At 73.0% G+C, this 20,173-nt stretch carries 17 protein-coding genes; 12 read left to right on the top strand and 5 right to left on the bottom strand.

What is annotated here, in order from left to right; all coding sequences use genetic code 11:
* Window positions 1-276: 276 nt before the first annotated feature.
* The 3 genes from ME121_RS23090 to ME121_RS23080 are packed head-to-tail and all read left to right on the top strand — an operon-like array spanning window position 277 to window position 2,731.
* Window positions 277-693, top strand: a complete 417-nt coding sequence (locus ME121_RS23090) for an FKBP-type peptidyl-prolyl cis-trans isomerase (protein WP_026605341.1) — start codon at window positions 277-279, stop codon at window positions 691-693.
* A 48-nt stretch (window positions 694-741) separates the two neighbouring features.
* Window positions 742-2,112 (top strand): Wadjet anti-phage system protein JetA family protein, encoded by a 1,371-nt coding sequence (locus ME121_RS23085; RefSeq protein WP_012317802.1) that lies wholly within the window; start codon window positions 742-744, stop codon window positions 2,110-2,112.
* Entirely contained in the window at window positions 2,105-2,731 is a 627-nt protein-coding gene (locus ME121_RS23080; protein WP_012317801.1) for a DUF4194 domain-containing protein, read from the top strand. Before ME121_RS23085 ends, ME121_RS23080 begins: the two co-directional genes overlap by 8 nt.
* A 60-nt stretch (window positions 2,732-2,791) precedes the next feature.
* On the opposite strand, the gene ME121_RS23075 is transcribed toward ME121_RS23080, so the two are convergent.
* On the bottom strand, window positions 2,792-4,468 hold the full coding sequence (locus ME121_RS23075; RefSeq protein ID WP_059409634.1) for a methyl-accepting chemotaxis protein: 1,677 nt from the start codon (window positions 4,466-4,468) through the stop codon (window positions 2,792-2,794).
* Between the two features lie 176 nt (window positions 4,469-4,644).
* Here ME121_RS23075 and ME121_RS23070 point away from each other — a divergent pair, with 176 nt between their 5' ends.
* Window positions 4,645-8,082, top strand: coding sequence for an SbcC/MukB-like Walker B domain-containing protein (locus ME121_RS23070; protein WP_059409633.1), 3,438 nt, complete (start codon window positions 4,645-4,647; stop codon window positions 8,080-8,082).
* A gap of 70 nt (window positions 8,083-8,152) precedes the next feature.
* Here ME121_RS23070 and ME121_RS23065 read toward each other — a convergent pair whose 3' ends face one another.
* On the bottom strand, window positions 8,153-8,368 hold the full coding sequence (locus tag ME121_RS23065) for a hypothetical protein (RefSeq protein ID WP_012317798.1): 216 nt from the start codon (window positions 8,366-8,368) through the stop codon (window positions 8,153-8,155).
* A 428-nt stretch (window positions 8,369-8,796) separates the two neighbouring features.
* Between ME121_RS23065 and ME121_RS23060 the strand changes: the two genes are divergently transcribed.
* The 3 genes from ME121_RS23060 to ME121_RS23050 are packed head-to-tail and all read left to right on the top strand — an operon-like array spanning window position 8,797 to window position 10,955.
* Window positions 8,797-9,927, top strand: coding sequence for a trypsin-like peptidase domain-containing protein (locus tag ME121_RS23060; protein ID WP_059409632.1), 1,131 nt, complete (start codon window positions 8,797-8,799; stop codon window positions 9,925-9,927).
* Window positions 9,924-10,190, top strand: a complete 267-nt coding sequence (locus tag ME121_RS23055) for a hypothetical protein (protein ID WP_053621939.1) — start codon at window positions 9,924-9,926, stop codon at window positions 10,188-10,190. The genes ME121_RS23060 and ME121_RS23055 overlap by 4 nt, the downstream gene beginning before the upstream one ends.
* Window positions 10,191-10,193: 3 nt before the next feature.
* The gene (locus ME121_RS23050; protein WP_043374929.1) at window positions 10,194-10,955 is read left to right on the top strand and encodes a DnaJ domain-containing protein; all 762 of its coding nucleotides are present in this window, start codon (window positions 10,194-10,196) and stop codon (window positions 10,953-10,955) included.
* A gap of 105 nt (window positions 10,956-11,060) precedes the next feature.
* On the opposite strand, the gene ME121_RS23045 is transcribed toward ME121_RS23050, so the two are convergent.
* A complete protein-coding gene (locus ME121_RS23045; protein ID WP_029361563.1) occupies window positions 11,061-12,530 on the bottom strand; it encodes a D-alanyl-D-alanine carboxypeptidase in 1,470 nt (489 codons plus the stop codon).
* A 336-nt stretch (window positions 12,531-12,866) separates the two neighbouring features.
* On the opposite strand from ME121_RS23045, the gene ME121_RS23040 reads away from it, so the two are divergent.
* The 5 genes from ME121_RS23040 to ME121_RS23020 all read left to right on the top strand — a co-directional run bounded on the left by ME121_RS23040 (window position 12,867) and on the right by ME121_RS23020 (window position 18,068).
* Window positions 12,867-13,214 carry a phasin family protein gene (locus ME121_RS23040; protein WP_024830960.1) on the top strand — a complete coding sequence of 116 codons (348 nt, stop codon included), beginning with the start codon at window positions 12,867-12,869 and terminating at the stop codon, window positions 13,212-13,214.
* Window positions 13,215-13,419: 205 nt separating this feature from the next.
* Window positions 13,420-13,806: an ATP-dependent Clp protease adapter ClpS gene (gene clpS, locus ME121_RS23035; protein ID WP_012317792.1), complete on the top strand. Its 387-nt coding sequence runs from the start codon at window positions 13,420-13,422 to the stop codon at window positions 13,804-13,806.
* Window positions 13,807-13,844: 38 nt separating this feature from the next.
* Window positions 13,845-16,331 (top strand): ATP-dependent Clp protease ATP-binding subunit ClpA, encoded by a 2,487-nt coding sequence (clpA, locus tag ME121_RS23030; RefSeq protein WP_012317791.1) that lies wholly within the window; start codon window positions 13,845-13,847, stop codon window positions 16,329-16,331.
* A gap of 92 nt (window positions 16,332-16,423) precedes the next feature.
* On the top strand, window positions 16,424-16,708 hold the full coding sequence (locus tag ME121_RS23025; RefSeq protein ID WP_059409631.1) for a hypothetical protein: 285 nt from the start codon (window positions 16,424-16,426) through the stop codon (window positions 16,706-16,708).
* 61 nt (window positions 16,709-16,769) lie between these two features.
* Window positions 16,770-18,068, top strand: a complete 1,299-nt coding sequence (locus ME121_RS23020) for a flavin monoamine oxidase family protein (RefSeq protein ID WP_024830962.1) — start codon at window positions 16,770-16,772, stop codon at window positions 18,066-18,068.
* Between the two features lie 22 nt (window positions 18,069-18,090).
* Here ME121_RS23020 and ME121_RS23015 read toward each other — a convergent pair whose 3' ends face one another.
* Window positions 18,091-19,155, bottom strand: coding sequence for an adenylate/guanylate cyclase domain-containing protein (locus ME121_RS23015; protein WP_012317788.1), 1,065 nt, complete (start codon window positions 19,153-19,155; stop codon window positions 18,091-18,093).
* Window positions 19,156-19,182: 27 nt separating this feature from the next.
* Entirely contained in the window at window positions 19,183-20,157 is a 975-nt protein-coding gene (gene egtD / locus ME121_RS23010; protein WP_012317787.1) for an L-histidine N(alpha)-methyltransferase, read from the bottom strand.
* Window positions 20,158-20,173 lie beyond the last annotated feature (16 nt).

Here is a 20,173-nt window from a genome sequence, read left to right as displayed (position 1 = left end):
CAGGGCGCGGCCGCGGTCACCGGCCACGTCGCCGGCGTCGCCGCGGCCTCCGGCGCGACCGAGGCGGCCGCGGGCGAGGTCCTGGGCGCGGCCGCCGCCCTGTCGACCCAGGCCGTGCAGCTGACCGCCGAGGTCGGCCGCTTCCTCGACGGCGTCCGGGCCGCCTGAGAGCGCCCCGGGGGGGCACCAACCGTCTCTCCCTGGCCTGGACGGGTCCGAGGCGATAGAAGGCCTCCCGACGGCCGGCGCGCACGGCGCCGGCTCCAGGGAGAAACCATGCCTCGCCTGTCCCCCCTCTTCGGAGCCGCGTTGATCGCCATGACCACTGCCGCCAATGCCGAGACCGTGACCACCCCGTCGGGCCTCAAGTATCAGGACGAGGTCGTCGGCACCGGGCCTGAGCCGAAGGCCGGCCAGACGGTCACCGTCCAGTACACCGGCTGGCTCGACGAGGGCGGCAAGAAGGGCAAGAAGTTCGACTCGTCCCGCGACCGCAACCAGCCCTTCAGCTTCCCCCTGGGCGCCGGCCAGGTGATCAAGGGCTGGGACGAGGGCGTCGCCACCATGAAGACCGGCGGCAAGCGCACCCTGATCATCCCGCCGCAGCTCGGCTACGGCGCCCGGGGCGCCGGCGGCGTGATCCCGCCGAACGCCACGCTGATCTTCGACGTCGAGCTCCTCGGCGCGAAGTAAGGCAACGATCGGGGCTCGGGCTGCGCGACGGCGAGAGTTCACAGTACCATGCTGTTCGCGCAGCTGTCTGACGAGCTGTTCAAGCCGCTGGCCTCGCCGAGCCGCGGCTTCAACGCCGCCCTGCTCCTGCACCTGCACCGGCGCGTCCTCGGGGCCGAGCCGGTGCGCAAGGCCGAGCTCCTGGCGGAGATCGGCGACTTCGCCGCCGGCTGGAGCGACCCCGAGGTCAGCGGCGACGAGCCGATCTCGGCCGACCCGGCCGAGCGCCGCACGGCGCTCTACCGGCGCCTCCTCGACACCGGCTGGCTGATCGAGCGCCGCGAGCGCTACGTCCCGGTCGCGGAGTTCGACCCCGAGGCCCGCCTCCTGCTGGAGGAGCTGTCCCGGCTCGAAAGGGGCGAGACGCGCTCCTACGGCGGCGCGGTGCTGGAGGTGCTGGGCGGGCTCGAGAGCGCCCTGTCGGACCCGGCGAATCGCTCCGAGGCGCTGTCCAACGCCGCCCGGGCCGCTGCCGCCTTCCTGTCGCACGTGCGCGGCCTCGCGGCCGGCATGCGCAAGGTCGAGGAGCGCATCCTGCGCGAGCCCGACCGCGCCAAGACCTTCCGGCTGTTCTTCGAGGATTTCGTCGAGCGCCACCTGATCAGCGACTACCGGACGCTGCACACCCGCTTTAACCCATTCCGCTTCCGCGCCAGCGTGGTGCGCGAGGCCGGTCGGGCGCTGCGCGACGCCCTCACGGTCCGGGCGCTGGCCGAGGGCCTGATCCGCGAGGGGCGGAGCGCCGACCTCGACGCGGCGCAGAAGGCCGTCCGGGCGGATCTCGCCCAGATCCTCGCGGTGTTCGAGGGCCTCGACAACCACCTCGACGCCGTCGACGCCGTGGTGGCGCGGCTGGAGCGCCGGATCGCTTCCGCCCTGCACGTGATGGACCGCCCGGACCCGAGCGGCGTCGAGCGCGTGGCGGCGATGCTGCGCGCCGTCGGCGGGTCCGAGATCGCCCCCGAGGTGCCGGGGGACGTCTCGCTGCTGCGGCCGCCGATCGGCCACGCGCATCTCCAGGCGCCGCGGGCCCGCAAGTCGGCCATCGACATGGAGCCCCTGCCCGACATCGAGGACGACCCCGTGGTCGACGCCTTCGCGGCCGCCAAGGCGGAGTTCCGGCGCCGCACCACCGTGACCCCGGAGAGCATGAGCGCCTTCGTGGAGGCCCGCCTCGGCAAGGCCGTGCGCCTGCGCGGGTCGCAGATCGTGATCGCGGGCGTCGACGACTTCATCGTGTTCCAGCGCCTGCGCGAGATCGACGTGCTGTTCGACGCCAAGCTCGGCGCGCGCTACGCCCTGACCCGGCTGCCCGAGCGGGTTGTCAACGGCTGGCTGGACTGCCCGGACTTCCTGCTGGAGCGCCGTCCCCGTGCTTGAGGGCTTCCGCGCGATCATCGACGGCGACGAGCCGCCGCCCCCCGGCGCCCGGGCGCCGGACGCCGAGGAGCTGTGCCGCGCTCTCCAGGTTCTGCTGAAGGGGCAGGTGATCTACGCCGAGACGCAGGGGATCGGACGGTCCTACGAGCTCGCCCGGCACTACGCTCCGTTCTTCACCGACTACTTCGCCTGCCTCGGCTACGCGCTGACCGTCTCGCACCGCGACCAGATGGTCTCGCTGAGCCCGGCCGCCGACGCCCCGCGGCACGACATCGTCTCGGAGCGCCTGCGCAAGGACGAGACCCTGGTGCTGCTGGCGCTCCGGCTCCTCTACGAGGAGGGCCTGCGCGACCACCGGGCCGGCACGGACGGGATCGTCGACTGCACCACCGACGAGATCGTCGAGAAGATCCGCGCCGTGGCCCGCAACGAGCCCCCCGAGGAGGGCCGGCTCGCCGACATCCTGCGCCTCTACGCCAAGCGCGGCGGCCTGCGCCTCGGCGAGCGCGATCGGGTCGAGCGGGTCACGCCGCTCTCGCTCCTGCCGGGCGTGACGGTGCTGGCCTCCGACGCCTGGATGGAGCGTCTGCGGGCGTGGTCAGAGGCCGGCGAGGCCTGAGCTCACCGCCGATCGCTCCGGAGGGAGCGACCCGGACCACCGCGTCCGCCGGTTCCCGGTTCAGGCTGCCCGGACCGTCGCCAGGAAGTGCTCGACCTCGCTGCCGAGATGGGCCGCCTGGCGGGCCATCTCGGACGCCGAGGCCAGAACCTGCGCGGCGGCCGCGCCGGTCTCCTCGGCGGCGCCCGCGACGCCGCTGACGTTGGCGGTCACCGACTCGGTCCCGGTCGCGGCCTCGGCGACGTTGCGGACGATCTCCTGGGTGGCCGCGCCCTGCTCCTCCACCGCCGCCGCGATGGAGTTGGCCATGCCGCTGATCTCGCGGATGCGGCCGGCGATGCCGTCGATGGCCTGGACGGCCTGGCCGGTCGAGCCCTGGATCTGGGCGATCTGGGCCGAGATCTCGGCCGTGGCCTTGGCGGTCTGGTCGGCCAGCGCCTTCACCTCGGTGGCGACGACCGCGAAGCCGCGGCCGGCGACGCCGGCCCGGGCCGCCTCGATCGTGGCGTTCAGCGCCAGCAGGTTGGTCTGGCTGGCGATCGCCGAGATCAGGTCCACCACCTCGCCGACCCGGCGCGCGCCGGTGCTCAGGGCCTGGACGAGGTCGGCCGTGGCGGCCGCCTCGCGGACGGCGGCCTGCGCCAGGTCCGCGGAGGAGCCGACCTGGCGGCCGATCTCATTGACCGAAGAGCCCAGCTCCTCGGCCGCCGCCGCGACCGTGGTGACGTTGGAGGAGGCCTCCTCGGCGGCGGCCGCGGCGCTGGTCGACTGGCCGGCCGTCTGCGTCGCCGTCGCGGTGAGGCTCTGGGCGGTAGACTGGAGCTGCGTCGCCGCCGACGTCACCGAGCCGACGATGCCGCCGATGGCGGATTCGAACCGGTCGGCGAGCTCGCGCGTCGCCTGCCGGCGCTGCGCCTCGGCGCCGGCCCGGGCCTGCGCGGTCTCGGCCTCCAGGGCGCGGGCGTGCAGCAGGTTCTCGCGGAAGACCGCGACGGTCGCCGACATGGCGCCGATCTCGTCCCGCCGCGCGGCGTAGGGGATCTCGGCCTGCGTGTCGCCGTCGGCGAGCCGCCGCATCGACAGCGTCATCCCGGCGAGCGGCCGCGAGACGCCCGTGAAGGCGTACAGCATGGCGCCGAGCGCGATGACGAGGCTGACGAGCAGGCTCACGACGGTCGTCCGGACCGCGTCCGCCTGGCTGTCGCGGGCCGCGCGTCCGGCCGCCTCGCCGTTCCGGATGTTCAGGTCGGCGAGGGCGCGGGTCGCGGTCGAGGCCGCGAGGTAGTTGGCGTTCATCGGCCCGCGGAAATAGGCGAGCGCCTGGTCGTGCTGGTCGGCCGGGAAGGCGCGCAGACGGGTCCAGTCGGCCTGCTGCACCGCCAGCTTGGCGAGCAGGTCGTCGTAGATGGTCTGCTCCTCCTTCGACGCCACCAGGCCGCGGTACGCCTCGGCCTTCGCCTGGCGATTCCGTATCATCTCGTCGGCGTTCTTCAGGCTGGTCTCGCGCTCGGCGTCGGTATCCGCCGTCACGTAGCGGAACTGCCACAGTCGCGAGCGCATCACGAGGGCGTTGATCGCCTGGGCCTCGTTGATCGACGGCACGGCGTTGTCGATCAGCTCCGCGAGCCGCTGGTCGACCGCCTGCATCTTGTAGAGGGTCACGCCGCCCTGAACCATCGCCGCCAGGAGCATGAGGGCGAAGAGGCCGCTGAGTTTTGCTTTGAGACTGAGACGCATCGGTCGGTTCCGGTCGTGCGAACGGCACCCGCAGGACATGAACGGCTTGTGCTAACAGTGTTATAACCTGAGGTAGGATCAGGCATCATGGGTTCGCGCGTGTCGGCTTGCATACGCGGCCGAGTCCGGCCAACTGGGCCGCACATCCCTCATCACCGGCCCGACCCACCGACACCGTGTACGTCCTCACCGACATCGCCATCTCGAACTGGTACCTGATCCGCCGCGAGCAGATCCGCCTGCGCGGCGCCGCGGCGCTGGTCGGGCCGACCGGGGCCGGGAAGTCGACGATCTTCGACGCGGTCGGCACGGTGCTGGCCGGCAACAACGCCAGCCGCCTCGCCCTCAACGCCTCGGCCTCCGGCCGCAGCGCCCGCACGGTGCGCGACTACTGCCTCGGCTGGATCAGCGACCCGGCGGAGGGCGGCCGCCCGACGCGGGAATCCTGCGAGACCGTGCTGGTCCTGGTCTTCGAGAACCCCGATTCCGGCCGCGTGGTCTCGGTCGGCCTCGCCCTGGCGGCCCGGGCCGTGGAGCCGAAGGAGACCGTGCTGTCGCGCTTCATCGCGGTCGGGCACCGGTTCGAGGTCGCCGACTACGCGCGCACCGCTCCCGGCGGCACCTACACGGCGCCCTGGAGCGAGATCGCCGCCGACCTGCGCGCCCGCGCGTCGAGCTTCACCGAGTACCGCACCTCCGGCGAGCGCTTCACGGCCGACGTGCTCGCGACCCTGCGCGAGGGGGCGCCGGCGCCGGAGCCGCGCCACTTCCTGCGCAGCTTCGCCAACGCGGTGGCGTTCAAGCCGATCTTCGACACCAGCGCGTTCGTGCGCGCCTTCGTGCTCGACCCGGAGCCCCTCGACGTCGAGCGCGTGCGCCACTCGATCGCCAACTGGCGGCGCCTCCTGGAGACCATCGCCGAACTGGAGAGCCGGCTCGGGCGCCTGCGGCGCCTGCGCGACCGCTACGAGGCCTGGGGCGAGGCGGTCCTGGCCGCCGCGACCCACGAGCTGCGGGCGGCGAGCGCCGAGCTGCGCCGCCGCAGCCTCGACCTCATCGCCGTCCGGAGCCGCCTCCGCGAGGGCGCCGACACCCTGCGCATCGCGCGCGAACGCGTCACCGCGAGCCGAGGCTACGTCCGCGAGATCGACGGCGAGATCGCCGAGAAGAAGGCGCTGGCCGCCGCGAGCGCCGCCGAGGGCCGGCTCGCGGCCTCGACGCTTGGCCTGTCCATGCTGGAGCGGGACCGGAAGGAGCTGATCGGCCGGATCGGCGACCTCGTGGGGCTCGTCGGGCAGATGGCCAAGCTCCAGCCCGTCGCCCCGCTCCTGCGCCAGAGCTGCCCGCAGGCGGCCCGCCTCGCCGAGGCCTGCGCCCGGGCGGGCCTGCGCCGGGAATCCTCGCCCGAGGAGATCCTGCGCCCCGAGGGCCCGCTGGCCGAGCTGGCAGACGGACTGGCGCGTCTGCCCGATTTCGACGAGGCCCTGGAGCGGGCCGCCGAGGACGCGGCGCTCAAGGCCCGGGCCCAGGAGAGCGAGGCCGAGCGCACGGCCCCGCGCACCGGCGGCGGCCCGGCGGCGCGCCTGTCCTCCGACACGGTGGCGTTTCGCGGCGAGCTGGAGCGGCGCGGCATCGACGCGCTGCCGATCTGCGAGCTGGCGGAGATCGTCGATCCGACCTGGGGGCCGGCCCTCGAAGGCCTGCTCGGGCGCGCCCGCGAGGCGCTGGTGGTCGCCCCCGACCGGCTGAGCGAGGCGCTCGGCGTGCTGCAATCGGGCCGCGACCGCTTCAGCCGCTGCATCCTGGTGAAGACCACCGACACCGCAAAGCAGCGGTCCCGCCGCTACGACGACGGGCCGCTCACCGTGATCGAGACCAGCGACCCCCACGCGGAGGCCTTCCTCGGCGTGCGGCTCGGCGGCTACGACCTCGCCCGGGACGATGCCGAACTGGCGCGCCTGTCCCGCGCCGTGGCGCCGAGCGGTCGGACCACGGCCGGCATGGCCTACACGGTGACCCGCAACGTCGACCTGCTGATGACTCGCGGTCATCGCGGGCCGACCGCCGACAGCCGCCGCGCGCACGAGATCGCCGTCGCGGAGGCGCGGCGCCTGCGCGGCGAGGCCGCGGTCCTGCGCGAGGCCGCCAGGACGGCCGCCGCGATCCGGGCCCGCGTCGCCCGGGGCCTCGACGACGTGGAGGCCTTGCGGGCCGAGCTCGACGGGCTCGAGGGACGGCGGCGCACGCTCCAGACCGAGCGGGAGGGCATCGAGAAGCGCGACACGGCGGGGCTCACCGCCGAGATCGCCGCGCTGACCACCGAGCGGGTCGGCTACCTGCGGGAACTGTCGGAGGAGCTGGAGCCGAAGCTCGATCGTCTGCTCGCCGACGAGGCGGCCCTGCGCGCCCGGATGGGGCCTGTGCGCGAGGCCGTCCGCGCCGCCCTGTCGGCCCGCCGCGCGGCCCTGCGCCAGCTGAGCGGGGGCGACGCGGCGCGGGTGCGCCTCGCCCGCGCCGAGCCGTTCGACCTCGGTGCGGTCGCCGAGGCGCGGCGGTCGCTCGCCGGACTCGACGCCAAGGCGGCCGGGGCCCGGGTGAGTGCCGAGCGCGGCCTCGCCCGCGATTCCGCCGAGGCCGCCCGCTCGCACGGGCGGATCGCCGAGCGCGAGCTGGCGGAGGCCTGCGCGGCCTGGCGGGTGGAGAACCCGCTCGCCTCCGGGGACGCCCCGGCGATCGACGGTTTCGCCTGGGTGCGGCGGGAATACGAGGCGGTCGAGGGGCACGAGCTGCGCCGCTACCGGGCGCAGGCCGAGCGGGCCGAGGCCGAGATGCGCCGCCTGATGACCGAGGACCTGCTGACGCGCCTCGCCGACCGGTTCGAGCGGGTCCACGCCCGCCTCGCGGCCCTGAACGAGCGGCTCTCGGCGCGCAGCTTCACCGGCCAGACCTACGCGTTCGAGGCGGCGGTCGACCGCCGCTACGCCGCCGTCCACGCGCTGGCCACCGAGACCGCCCGCTCGCCCGAGGCCGCGCAGGCGCTGCTCGCCGGTGAGGCCGAGGGGCCGATGGCGGCCGCGCTCGAGGAGATCACCGCGCTGATCGCCGGCGAGGAGGACGCGGCGCGGCTCGCCGATTACCGCAACTACTTCGTCTACGAGATCGGCATGCGCGACCGGGCGGGCAACCGCACCACCATGTCGGCCCGGGCGCTGCGCGGCTCCGGCGGCGAGGCGCAGGCGCCGTTCTACGTGGCGATCGCCGCGTCGCTGGCCAGCGCCTACTATCCGGGCGACCGGCCGGGCGACGAGAATCCGGGGCTCGGCCTGTGCCTGCTCGACGAGGCGTTCTCGAAGCTCGACGTGCGCAACAGCCAGGCGCTGGTCGATCTCTACCGCGCCTGGGGGCTGCAGCTCCTCATCGCCGCCCCCGAGGACAAGCGCACCACGCTGACCGAGGTGATGGACACGATCGTGACGGTCTACAAGAGCCCGGATCTCACCTCGGTGCGGATCGAGGCCGAGCACCCCCTCGAGGCGGCCCGGCGGGCGCTGCACGCGATCAATCCCGACCAGATCGGGATCGAGGGCTTCCGCCGGTCGGACGCCGCCGAGTGAACCCGCGGGGTACCGGGGCGGGGCTTCGCGCCGCCGTCCCCGGTATCTCCGTTCTTCGGGCGACGGATCGTCAGTTCAGATAGGTGCGGATCCAGTTCGGCGAGAGGATCTCGCCCTCTTCGGTGATGATCCAGGGCTGCTTGGCCGGGTCGGCCAGGGCGCCGGCCGCGGCGGCGATCGCCTCCCGCAGGGTCTGGTAGCGCTCGGGCTGCGCGAGCGGGGCGCTCGCCGGGGCCGTGCGCCAGATCGTCAGATCCGCGGGCCGTTCCAGAGCTTCGGTTTCCATCTGTACTCGTCCTTCCGAACCGTTTTGGACCGTTCAGACCGCCGCCGCCGGGCTCTGCCGAGGGGCTGCGGCGATCGATGGTCTGAGCGTCAATGCAAGCATCTCTGCGGCAGCTTTGCGATCAATTCGGGCGGTTTTCGAAACCAGCATCCGGTGCCGAGGCAGGAGTCCGGGCGCGGCTCGGTGTTCCATGTCCGTATTGAGCGCAACTGAGCTGCCCTGGACTTGCGAGAATTGTGGCTCCTGAATGATGACCATTCCGTTAGCCAGTCTGCGCCGGTCGCCGACGTGCGCCAGAACACGTCAGGGGCCTGTCGGCGGCGGTGCCCCTCTGTGTTGACGCCCCGATCCTGAACGCGCACTTAAGGCTCCGCCCGTCGCGGGCCCGCCCGCGCGCGTTCCCGCGCGCCCATGCATCGGAGACACCCGTGCCGGATCGTACCGTGCGCATCCTGTTCGCCGCGGTCGTGGTCCTGCTGGCGCTCTACGTCGCCCAGCCCTACCTGCAGCCGCTGCTCTACTTGGCCGACACCCCCCGGGCCGTGACGGCCCGCGGCGATCTGGCGCCGGCCGAGGCCTCGACGGTGGCGCTGTTCGAGCGCGCGAGCCCGTCCGTCGTTCACGTTTTCGCGCAGAGCGCCGCCCAGAACCGCGACCTCCTCGACCTCGACGACCAGGGCGGCGAGCAGGGCGGGACCCAGACCGGCACCGGCTTCGTCTGGGACGGCGCCGGCCACATCGTCACCAACACCCATGTCGTGCAGAACGCCGCGCGGAGCGGCGGCTCGGTCTCGGTCCGGATGAGCGACGGCGAGGTCGTGCCCGCCACCCTCGTCGGGATGGCGCCGTCCTACGACCTCGCGGTCCTGCAGCTCGGGCGGGTGCGGAACATGCCGCCGCCGCTGGCGATCGGCACCTCGGCGGATCTCAAGGTCGGGCAGTCGGCCTTCGCCATCGGCAACCCGTTCGGCCTCGACCACACGCTGACGACCGGCGTCATCAGCGCCGTGCGGCGGCGGATGCCGACGAGCGAGGGCCGCGAATTGTCCGGCGTGATCCAGACGGACGCGGCGATCAACCCCGGCAATTCCGGCGGCCCGCTCCTCGGTTCCGCGGGCCGGCTGATCGGGGTCAACACCGCCATCGTGTCGCCGTCCGGCGCCAGCGCCGGGATCGGGTTCGCGATACCCGTCGACGTGGTGAACCGGATCGTGCCGGAGCTGATCAAGGCCGGACGGGTGCGCAATCCCGGCATCGGCATCATCGCCGCCCAGGAGGCGGCCACCGCGCGGCTCGGCATCGACGGCGTGGTGATCGTGCGGGTGCTGCCCGGCTCCCCGGCCGCGCAGGCCGGCCTGCGCGGCGTCGATCCGCAGACCGGCGACATCGGCGACGTGATCGTCGAGGCCAATGACCGCCCCGTCCACCGCCTCGCCGACCTGACGGCGGCCATCGAGGAGGCCGGCCTCGGCGCCGGCGTGACCCTCAAGGTCGAGCGCGATGGCCGGATCCGGCAGGTCCGCGTCACCACCGCCGAGGTCGCGGAGAACCGGCGATGACGCACCCGAACCGCCGCCTGCCCCTGCCCCTGCCCCTGCTGCTGATCCTCGTCGCCGGCGCCGCGCAGGCCGGCGAGGTCCCCACCCGCGCGCGCCTCTGCCCGGAGAACCTCCCCGAGGGCGTGCGCCTGCCGCCGCAGCCCGGCTGCGACACCGCGACCCGCCCGCCGAGGCCGTCCCGGCCGGGGCACTTCGATCTCGGCGACGGCACGAGTATCCGGATCGGCGGGAGCGCGTCGGCCATCTACGGCGTGCGGCGCTGAGCGATGGCGCTGTTCGCCGGCCTGCTCGCCTGCCTGACCCTGTGGTGGCTCTCGAAGAACTCGGGCGGCCTCGGCCGTCGGCTGCGCCGCGGTCTCCGGGCGGGCCTCGACGCCGCCCGCGGGCGGGCGCGTCTGCCGACCTTCGGCGCCTTCGCGCTGCTCGCCGCGGGGTTCCTGCTCCTGCGCGGGAACATCGTCCTCGCGGCGCTGCTCGGGCTCAGCGGCGTCTGGATGATCGAGGGTCAGGCGGCCATGACCGCGCGGCTCCGCCGCCTGATCCGGCCGCGATCCGGCGACCGCCCCCGCGACCCGCAGGACCGCCGCTTCCGCACGGTCCTGATCGACGCGCTCCTGCGCCCGGACGGCAGCCTGCGCACCGGCCGCGTCATCGCGGGGCCGGGCGCCGGCGCGTGGCTCGACAGCATGCCCACCGGGGCCGTGGTCGAGCTGCTGCGGCTCTGCCGGATCCGCGACGCCGCGGGCGCCGCCCTGCTAGAGCCGTATCTCGACCGCCGGGCGCCCGGATGGCGTGTAGACGCTGAGGGCGATCGCGACCCGCGGCCGCGCCGTCCGCCGCACCCAGGGACGATGACGCAGGAGGAGGCGTACGAGATCCTGGGGCTTCAGCGCGGGGCGACCGCTGAGCAGATCCGGTCGGCCCACAGGTCTCTCATGAAGCGCGCCCACCCCGACCAGGGCGGCAGCGCCGAGGGAGCGGCGCGCGTCAACGCGGCCCGGGACAGGCTTCTGAACCGACATCGCTGAACTCCACGCGCGTTGTCAGAGAGATACCGATCGTCGGCCGCGGGCGAACTCGGTCGCGGCCGTTCCGTATCCGGCGCGCGGGCGCGCCGTCGGGTCTCGCGGGCCTCAGCTCCGGGTGGCGAAGCAGCTGAAGCCGCTGCGCTTCAGGGCCGAGCAGGCCTCCTGGGCGGAATCCTGCTCGGCGAAGCCCGAGAAGCGGGCGCGGAACAGCGTGGTGCCGCCGTGCTCGACCTTGACCGTGTACGGCGCCGCCTTCGACAGGCTGCCGCCGACCTTGGCGCGCGCCTCCGAGAGCATCGAGCGGGCCTTGCCCTCGTCGTCCATGGCGCCGAGCTGGATCACCCAGGCGGTCGGCACGACGCGGGCGCCGGAGACCGCCTTCGGCGGCTCGTCGCGCTCGAGGGAGGCCACCCGGGCCGTGGACTTGGACGCGCCCGGGAAGGGCGGCTGGGCGTTGCCGCCGCCGGCATAGGCCTGGGCCGCCTTCGGGATCGCCTGCGGGCCCGGCTTCCAGGTGCCGCCCGGCGTCGTCGTCTTGGAGGGAGACAGGTCGAGGGGCTCGCCGGTGGTGCCGGTGGTCTCGACGTCCTCGTCGTCCGCGGAGGCGACCTGCGTGCGGGTCCGCGAGACCGCGTCGGCGACGACCGCCGGGCGGGCGCGCTCCGCGACCTCGGTGACCGGCGCCGAGATCCGGGCACCGGCATAGGCGCGCGGCAGGCTGGATCGGACGAGGTCGGCCATGATCCGGTCGCGGCCCGCTCCGGACTTGCCGCCCAGCACGATCGCCACGATCTGGCGGCCCTCGGACTTCGCCGCGGTCATCAGGTTGAAGCCGGAATCGCGGGTGTATCCGGTCTTGATCCCGTCGACGCCCTGGACATTGCCCAGCAGGTGGTTGTGGTTGCCGATCACGCGCCCGCGGAACGCGAAGGACCGGGTCTGGAAGTAGCGGTAATAGTGGGGGAAGCGGTCCTGGATCGCCCGGGCCAGCACGGTCAGGTCGCGGGCGGTGGTGAGCTGCTCCGGATCGGGCAGGCCCGAGGCGTTGGCGTAGTGGGTCCGGCTCATGCCGAGGGCGTGGGCCTTCGCGGTCATCATCTGGGCGAAGCGCTCCTCGGAGCCGGCGATGTTCTCGCCGATCGCGCAGGCCACGTCGTTCGCCGACTTCGTCACGATCGCCTTGATGGCGTCCTCGACCGAGATGGTCTGGCCGGGGCGCAGGCCGAGCTTCGACGGTGCCTGGGCGGCGGCGTGGGCCGAGATGGTCAGATCGGAATCGAGGGCGAACTTGCCCCGCTCCATCTGCTCGAACAGCAGGTAGAGCGTCATCACCTTGGTGATGGAGGCCGGGTGCCGCAGGGCGTCCTCGTTGACCGCGTGCAGCGTCTTGCCGCTCTTCACGTCCACGACCATGGCGGCGTAGGGCGGGTTGTAGCCGCCGGCCGCGCGGGCGTGGTGGTGGTGCCGGCCGCGCCGGGCCTCCGCCGGCGAGGCCAGTGCCGTCAGGACCGCGGCCGCCAGGATCGCGGCCGGGAGCGCTGGAATCGATCGAGAGCGGCCTACTACGCTACGCATCACGCCTGATTGCCTCGCGAGACCGGTCCGGCCGGTCGTATCCCCTGCGGAGCCTCCCGCCGATCGCGTGGCCCCGCTGCATCAGTGGAGAGTTAGGCAAGTGCAGTTACAGGCCCGTTAATGCGGTCGCGGCGAATGCCGGATCGTGTCGTCCCTGCCATCGCTTACCGGTCGTCCCCGACCCGCTGTCGCCGCGCGGCCATCGCCAGCCGGCTCCTGGCAGGGGGCTTACCGGCCCGAGCTTGACGCTGGCTGTCGTGCCGCACACTCTCGCGGCGGTCCGAAACGGCCGGTCGCCCATGGCCAGCCGGCTCGGCTGCGGTCCGGAGATCGGCGATGCAGAGACCCCCTGCCCTTCCTCTGGGCCCGGCCGTCCTCGGGTTCGGCACGCCGCTGCGGCGGTTCGGGATCGCGAGCCGGGCGGCCCAGTCCCTCGGCATCGAGTATCTCGACTCGTTCAAGACGGCTCTCGACGACCTCGGCGCCACCTGGGGGGCGCTGGCGGCGGCCCGCAGCCCGACCGAGATCCTGGCGGTGCAGACCGCGTACCTGCACCGGGCCGGAGAGCGCGCCGCGGCCCGCTCCGCCGCCGCCGGCGACGCGCTGCTGGGCCTGAGCGGCGAACTCCTGCGGCCCAGAGCGGGGTCGCCGGCGCCCGCGGCCCGTCCCGGCCCGACACGCTAGCGGGTCGGCGGTGATGCGCCGAAGACGCGCCGTGCGGGGCGGACAAGTGCGCACAGGCGTCTGGCGAAGTCGGCTCACCGTCTGTAGATTGATCGGCGCGGAGCTGAGCGCTGCTCCCGGCAGGCCAGGATCAGGATCGGCCGTCAGGGCCGGCGGCGCCCGCTCCGAGCGAGGGATCGGTTCGACGCACATGACACAGGTCCCCATGCAGGGCACCGCGACTTCGACGAGGGACCACCGGCCGGCGCGCATCGCGGTCACGGCATCCGGTTCGCGCGCCCCCGGGGGCGACGACCGGTCCAACACCGCGATCATCACGCGGACCAAGCCGCGGACAAAGCGGCCCAGCCTGTACCGGGTACTCCTTCTGAACGACGACTATACGCCGATGGAGTTCGTGGTCCTGGTGGTCGAGCGGTTCTTCAACAAGAGCCACGAGGACGCCTACCACATCATGATGCACGTGCATCAGAACGGGGTCGGCGAGTGCGGGGTCTTCACCTACGAGGTGGCGGAGACCAAGGTGACGCAGGTCATGGACTTCGCGCGCAAACACCAACATCCTCTCCAGTGCGTTATGGAAAAGAAATAGGCGCCGCTCGCGGTAGGCACGAAGGACAGAGGCCAGCTTTGCCAAGCTTCTCACGCAGCCTAGAACAAGCCCTCCACCGCGCCCTGGCGCTCGCCGGCGAGCGCCGGCACGAATACGCGACGCTGGAGCATCTCCTGCTCGCCCTGGTGGATGACCAAGATGCGGCCGCGGTCATGCGCGCCTGCAACGTCGAGATCGACACGCTCAAGCGCAGCCTGGTCGACTACGTCGACACCGAGCTCTCCAACCTGACCGGCGACGGCCGTCAGGACGCCAAGCCCACGGCCGGATTCCAGCGCGTCATCCAGCGCGCGGTGATCCACGTCCAGTCCTCGGGCCGCGAGGAAGTGACCGGCGCCAACGTGCTGGTGGCGATCTTCGCCGAGCGCGAGAGCCACGCCGCCTACTTCCTGCAGGAGCAGGACATGACCCGCTACGACGCGGTCAACTACATCAGCCACGGCATCGCCAAGCGGCCCGGCGCCTCCGAGGCGAAGCCGGTGCGCGGCGCCGACGAGGAGGGCGCCTCCGAGCGGCCGAGCGACGACGGCGATCCCCGCGGCGCCAAGAAGAAGGGCGACGCGCTCGACGCTTACTGCGTCAACCTCAACAAGAAGGCGCGCGACGGCAAGATCGACCCGCTGATCGGCCGCGAGAGCGAGGTCCAGCGCACCATCCAGGTGCTCTGCCGGCGGCAGAAGAACAACCCGCTGCTCGTGGGCGATCCCGGTGTCGGCAAGACCGCGATCGCCGAGGGGCTGGCGCGCAAGATCATCCAGCACGAAGTGCCGGAGGTTCTGGCCGACGCGACCGTCTTCTCCCTCGACATGGGCACGCTGCTCGCCGGCACCCGCTATCGCGGAGACTTCGAGGAGCGCCTCAAGCAGGTGATGAAGGAGATCGAGGCGCACCCGAACGCCATCATGTTCATCGACGAGATCCACACGGTGATCGGCGCCGGGGCGACCTCGGGCGGGGCCATGGACGCGTCGAACCTGCTGAAGCCTGCCCTGGCCTCCGGCACGCTGCGCTGCATCGGCTCGACCACCTACAAGGAGTACCGCCAGTACTTCGAGAAGGACCGCGCCCTGGTGCGCCGGTTCCAGAAGATCGACGTCAACGAGCCGTCGATCCCCGACACGATCGAGATCGTGAAGGGGCTGCGGCCGTACTTCGAGGAGTTCCACAAGCTCAAGTACACGACCGAGGCCGTGAAGGCCGCGGTGGAGCTGTCGGCCCGCTACATCAACGACCGCAAGCTGCCCGACAAGGCGATCGACGTGATCGACGAGACCGGTGCCTCGCAGATGCTGGTGCCCGAGGCGCGCCGCAAGCGCACCATCGGCATCAAGGAGATCGAGGCGACCATCGCCACGATGGCCCGGATCCCGCCGAAGACCGTCTCCAAGGACGACGCGGTGGTGCTCCAGCACCTGACCGAGAACCTGAAGCGGGTGGTCTACGGCCAGCCGAACGCCATCGAGGCCCTGACCTCGGCGATCAAGCTGGCCCGGGCCGGCCTGCGCGACCCGGACAAGCCGATCGGCTCGTACCTGTTCGCGGGCCCGACCGGCGTCGGCAAGACCGAGGCCGCCAAGCAGCTCGCCGCATCCCTCGGCGTCGAGATGCTGCGCTTCGACATGTCGGAGTACATGGAGCGCCACACGGTGAGCCGCCTGATCGGCGCGCCCCCCGGCTACGTGGGCTTCGACCAGGGCGGCCTGCTCACCGACGGGATCGATCAGCACCCGCACTGCGTGCTCCTCCTCGACGAGATCGAGAAGGCGCATCCGGACCTGTTCAACATCCTGCTGCAGGTGATGGACCACGGGAAGCTGACCGACCACAACGGCAAGCAGGTCGATTTCCGCAACGTCATCATCATCATGACGTCGAATGCGGGCGCGTCCGATCTGGCCAAGGCCGCCTACGGCTTCACGCAGTCGAAGCGCTCCGGCGACGACGTCGAGGCGATCAACCGCCTGTTCGCGCCGGAATTCCGCAACCGGCTCGACGCGATCATCTCGTTCGGCCACCTGCCGAAGGAGGTGGTGGCGAAGGTGGTGGACAAGTTCGTCCTCCAGCTCGAGGCGCAGCTCGCCGACCGCAACGTCACGATCGAGCTCTCCGACGAGGCTCGGGACTGGCTGGTGGAGCACGGCTACGACGACGCGATGGGCGCCCGGCCCATGGCCCGGCTGATCCAGTCGACCATCAAGACGCCGCTCGCCGACGAGGTCCTGTTCGGCCGGCTGAAGGACGGCGGCGCGGTCCGCGTGGTCGTCCGCAAGCCGGAGGACGGCGAGGCCAAGACCGGCGCGAAGGACGGCCTGACCTTCGAGTTCCCGGCCGGCCCTGTCACGCCCAAGCCCGAGAAGGACGTGACCAACGCCGCCAAGCGCCACAAGCGCGCCAAGCCCCGCACCGCGTCCCGGAAGAAGACGCCGAAGGACAACAAGGGTGGCGGCGGCAGCTCGGGCGGCGGCGTCCGGACCGTGCCGAAGGTGCCACTCGTGCGCGCCTAATGCTGTGCGTGCCGGCCGGCGGCCTTCCGGACTCGGGGGCCGCCGGTCTATGACCGCCGCGACGCGCATGCGCCGCGGCGAGGAGGCGCCCGATGACTGACAACCTGCACGAGGGACCTCTGTCCCCCGTCGCGCAGCCGGCGCCCCCCAAGAAGCTCACCCGGCGCGAGGAGCGGCGCCGGCGTCGCCAGCGGCGCCGCCGCGGCGAGGAGGTGCTCGCCTGGGTGCTCGTGCCGTTCATCTGCTTCGGCATCTACTGGGGCATCGCCGCCGGCTTCGACTTCTTCGGCACCTCGCCGGGCCAGGTCTGGGACCAGCTGATGCAGGTCAAGGCCATGATGGAGAAGCGCTCGGGCAGCCAGGACGCGCGCGGGTAGCGCGCCGCGCAGCCCGCGCGCGGAGGCCGACGCCTCCGGACGGATCCGCGCGGGCGCGTTCATGACACCGACTCGACGATCGCTTCTCGCTGCTCCCCTCCTGGCGATGCCGGCCCTCCGCGGCCGGGCCAGCGGCGGACCCGTGGTCGTCGTCGGCGCCGGAGCCGCCGGGCTTGCCGCGGCCGCCCTCCTGCGGGCCGCCGGGCAGAGTTTCATCCTCGTCGAGGCGCGGGAGCGGATCGGCGGCCGCGCCTTCACCGACCGGGCGCTCGGCGCCGCGTGCCGGTTCGACGCCGGCGCCGAGTACATCCACTGGGCCGAGCGCAACCCCTGGGCCCCGATCGCCCGGGCGGCGCAGGCGCCCGTCGCCCGCGAGGACGGCTGGGCGCGCAAGCTCGTGATCGACGGCCGTCCCGCCACCGCCGCCGAGGCGGCGCAGCGGCGCGCCGGCTTCTCCGGCCTCGACGCGCTGCTCGCCCCGAAGGCCGGCGACCCGTCCCTGGCGGAGGCGGCCCGGGCCGGCGGTCCGGACGCCGCCACGGCCGCGGCCGGTCTGAGCCGGCTCTCCCTCGGCGAGGATCCCGAGCGGGTCTCGGCCGTCGACTACGACCGGCTCTGGTCCGGCTCCGACCTGTGGATCGACGGCTACGGCGACCTCGTGGCGCGGCACTTCGCCGACCTCCCGGTCAGCCTCGGCTGCCCCGTGCGGGCGATCGACTGGTCGGGCCGAGGGGTCCGGGTCGAGACGGCGCGGGGCACGATCGCGGCCGCCGCCGCGATCGTCACGGTGCCGGTCGGCGTGCTCAAGGCCGGGGCCGTGGCGTTCACGCCGGCCCTGCCGGAGGCCGCCCGGACGGCGCTCGACGGCCTGTCGATGGGCGCCTACACCAAGATCGGCCTGCGCCTCGACCCGGCACGCCTCGACGGAGCCGCCCTCGGCGACGCGGTCTCGGCCGCGACGGGCGGACCGACCATGTACTTCGAGATGCAGCCCTTCGGCCGGTCCCTGGCGGTGGCCAATCTCGGGGGCGACTTGGCGCGGGACCTGTGCCGGGCCGGCGAGGCAGAGGCGGTGGCGCTCGCCACCGAGCGACTCGTCGCGGTGCTCGGCGGCGGCGCCCGGAGCGCCGTCGAGGCAGGCCGCCTCGCCGGCTGGTGGACGGACCCGCACGCGCGGGGCTCCTACTCGATCGCCGCCCCCGGCCACGCGGAGGCCCGCGACCGCCTGCGCGCGCCGGTGGGCGGGCGCTTGTTCTTCGCCGGCGAGGCGTTGGCTGGCGGCGGCGCCATGACGGTCGGCGGGGCGACGCTCGACGGCGAGCGTGCCGCGCGGGCGGTGCTGAAGGCGCTGGGCGCCTGAGCGGCCGACCGCCGCGGCCGGATCAGGCGGTCGCGGCGCGGCCCGGCAGCGGCCGCACCGGCGCCGCGACGGCGACCCGGCGCCGGACCGCCGCCACGGCCAGGGGCTCGGCGCGGCCGCGCAGGGCGTGGCTGCCGAGATCCTCCGCCACGAGGTCGTCCGGCAGCGGCCCCATCCGGGCGAGAAGGTCGGCCGAGACGAGGACGTCGACCCCCAGGGTCTTCGACAGCGCCTCCAGCCGGGCCGTCGTGTTCACGACGTCGCCGAAATACGCGATCTTGTGCCGCTCCAGCCCGATCTCGGCGGTGACCACCGGCCCGCAATGCAGCGCCGCGCGGAACTGCGGCACCTGTCCGAAGCGGCCGCGCCAGTTCTCCGCCTCGGCGGCGAGCCGCTCCTGGAACGCGAAGACGCAGCGCAGGCAGGCGGCGTCGCGCAGGCCCCGCTCCATCGTCCAGGTCACCAGCGCCAGGTCGCCGACGTAGTCATCGATGGAGCCGCGGGCGCGCGCCACCGGCAGCGCCAGGGCGTTGAAGACCTGCCCGAGATAGGCCTGCGCCGCCCGGTCGCCGTACCGGTCGGCGAAGCGCGTCGACCCCGTCACGTCGAGAAAGAGGAAGATCCGCTCCTCGCTGATCGGCCGGTGGTAACGCCCGATCAGCAGGTTGGCGAAGACGCCGGGGCCGATCAGGTCGCGGACCCGGAACACGAACACCACCAGGGCCGAGATGCCGAGCGCGTAGAGCAGGCCGGACTGCGACATCAGCATCGCGTTCCGCTCGCTGTACATGAACCGGAACAGCTGGTTCAGCACCGTGCTGGCCACGGCGTTCCCGACGACGATGAGCGCGATGTAGAGCGCGACCGTCGCGAGCAGGAACAGCGGCGTCGCGAGGCCGCGGACGCGGTCGCGCAGGCCCGGCGCCAGCAGCCGGCGCTCGTAGAGCAGGATCGGCGTGCCGATGATCGCGCCGCGGATCGCCGTGCCGGTCAGCGGGGCGATCCCGAAGATCGCCCCGTAGAGCAGTCCCGCCAGGGCGCCGAGACCCGGCGCCACCAGCAGGAACCAGCGCGGGCTGAAACGCATGGGTCGCGTCCCCTGCCCGGCCGACCCTCAGTCCAGCCGGAGCGCGTGGACCGAGAACAGCTGCTCCGGGTCCGTCCAGACCGTCAGCCACGTCCAGCCGGCGCGCTCGGTGAGCGCCCGGAACGTGGCCGGCGTGTACTTGTAGCTGCTCTCAGTGTGGATCGTCTCGCCCGCCGCGAAGCGGAAGGTGTCGGCGCCGACCCGCACGGCCTGCGCGTCGCGGGCCACGAGATGCATCTCGATCCGCGACGCGTCGGTGTTGAACACCGCCCGGTGGCTGAAGGCGCCGGGCTCGAAGCGGCCGGCGAGCTCCCGGTTGATCCGGGTCAGCAGGTTGAGGTTGAAGGCCGCCGTGACGCCCTGCGCGTCGTCGTAGGCGGTCTCCAGCACCGCGGCGTCCTTCACGAGGTCGACGCCCACGATCATGTGGGCGCCCGGCCCCAGGATCCGGCCGAACCGGCGCAGCAGCGCCTCGGCCTCGTGCGGGTCGAAATTGCCGATGGTCGAGCCCGGGAAGAACCCGGCGCGCGGCAGGCCGTTCAGGCTCTCCGGCAGGTCGAAGTCGCGGGTGAAGTCGGCGACGACCGGCTCGACCCGCAGGTCGGGGAAGTCGCCCCGCAGGGCCTCCGCCTGCCCGCGCAGGAACTCGCCCGAGACGTCCACCGGCACGTAGGCGGCCAGCGTGTCGAGATGGTGCAGGAGCCGGCGCAGCTTCACGGTCGAGCCGCTGCCGAACTCCACCAGCGCCGCGTGGGCCGGCAGCAGCGCGGCGATCTCGGGGCCGCAGGCCTCGAGGATGCCGATCTCCGTGCGGGTCGGGTAGTATTCCGGCAACTGCGTGATCGCCTCGAACAGCGCGGAGCCGGCCGCGTCGTAGAAGTATTTCGGCGACAGGGCCTTCTGGGGCTTCGAGAGGCCCGCGCGGACGTCGTCGAGGAAGCTCAGCGGCGGCGCGTCCAGCGTGACCGGCGTCGCGTCGGTGAAGGTGGGCTTGATGGTCAAGGGCGGCTCCGGGGCG

Source organism: Methylobacterium sp. ME121 (assembly GCF_000974725.1).
Lineage (GTDB): Bacteria > Pseudomonadota > Alphaproteobacteria > Rhizobiales > Beijerinckiaceae > Methylobacterium > Methylobacterium radiotolerans.
This window is presented reverse-complemented; position numbering and strand designations above follow the sequence as displayed.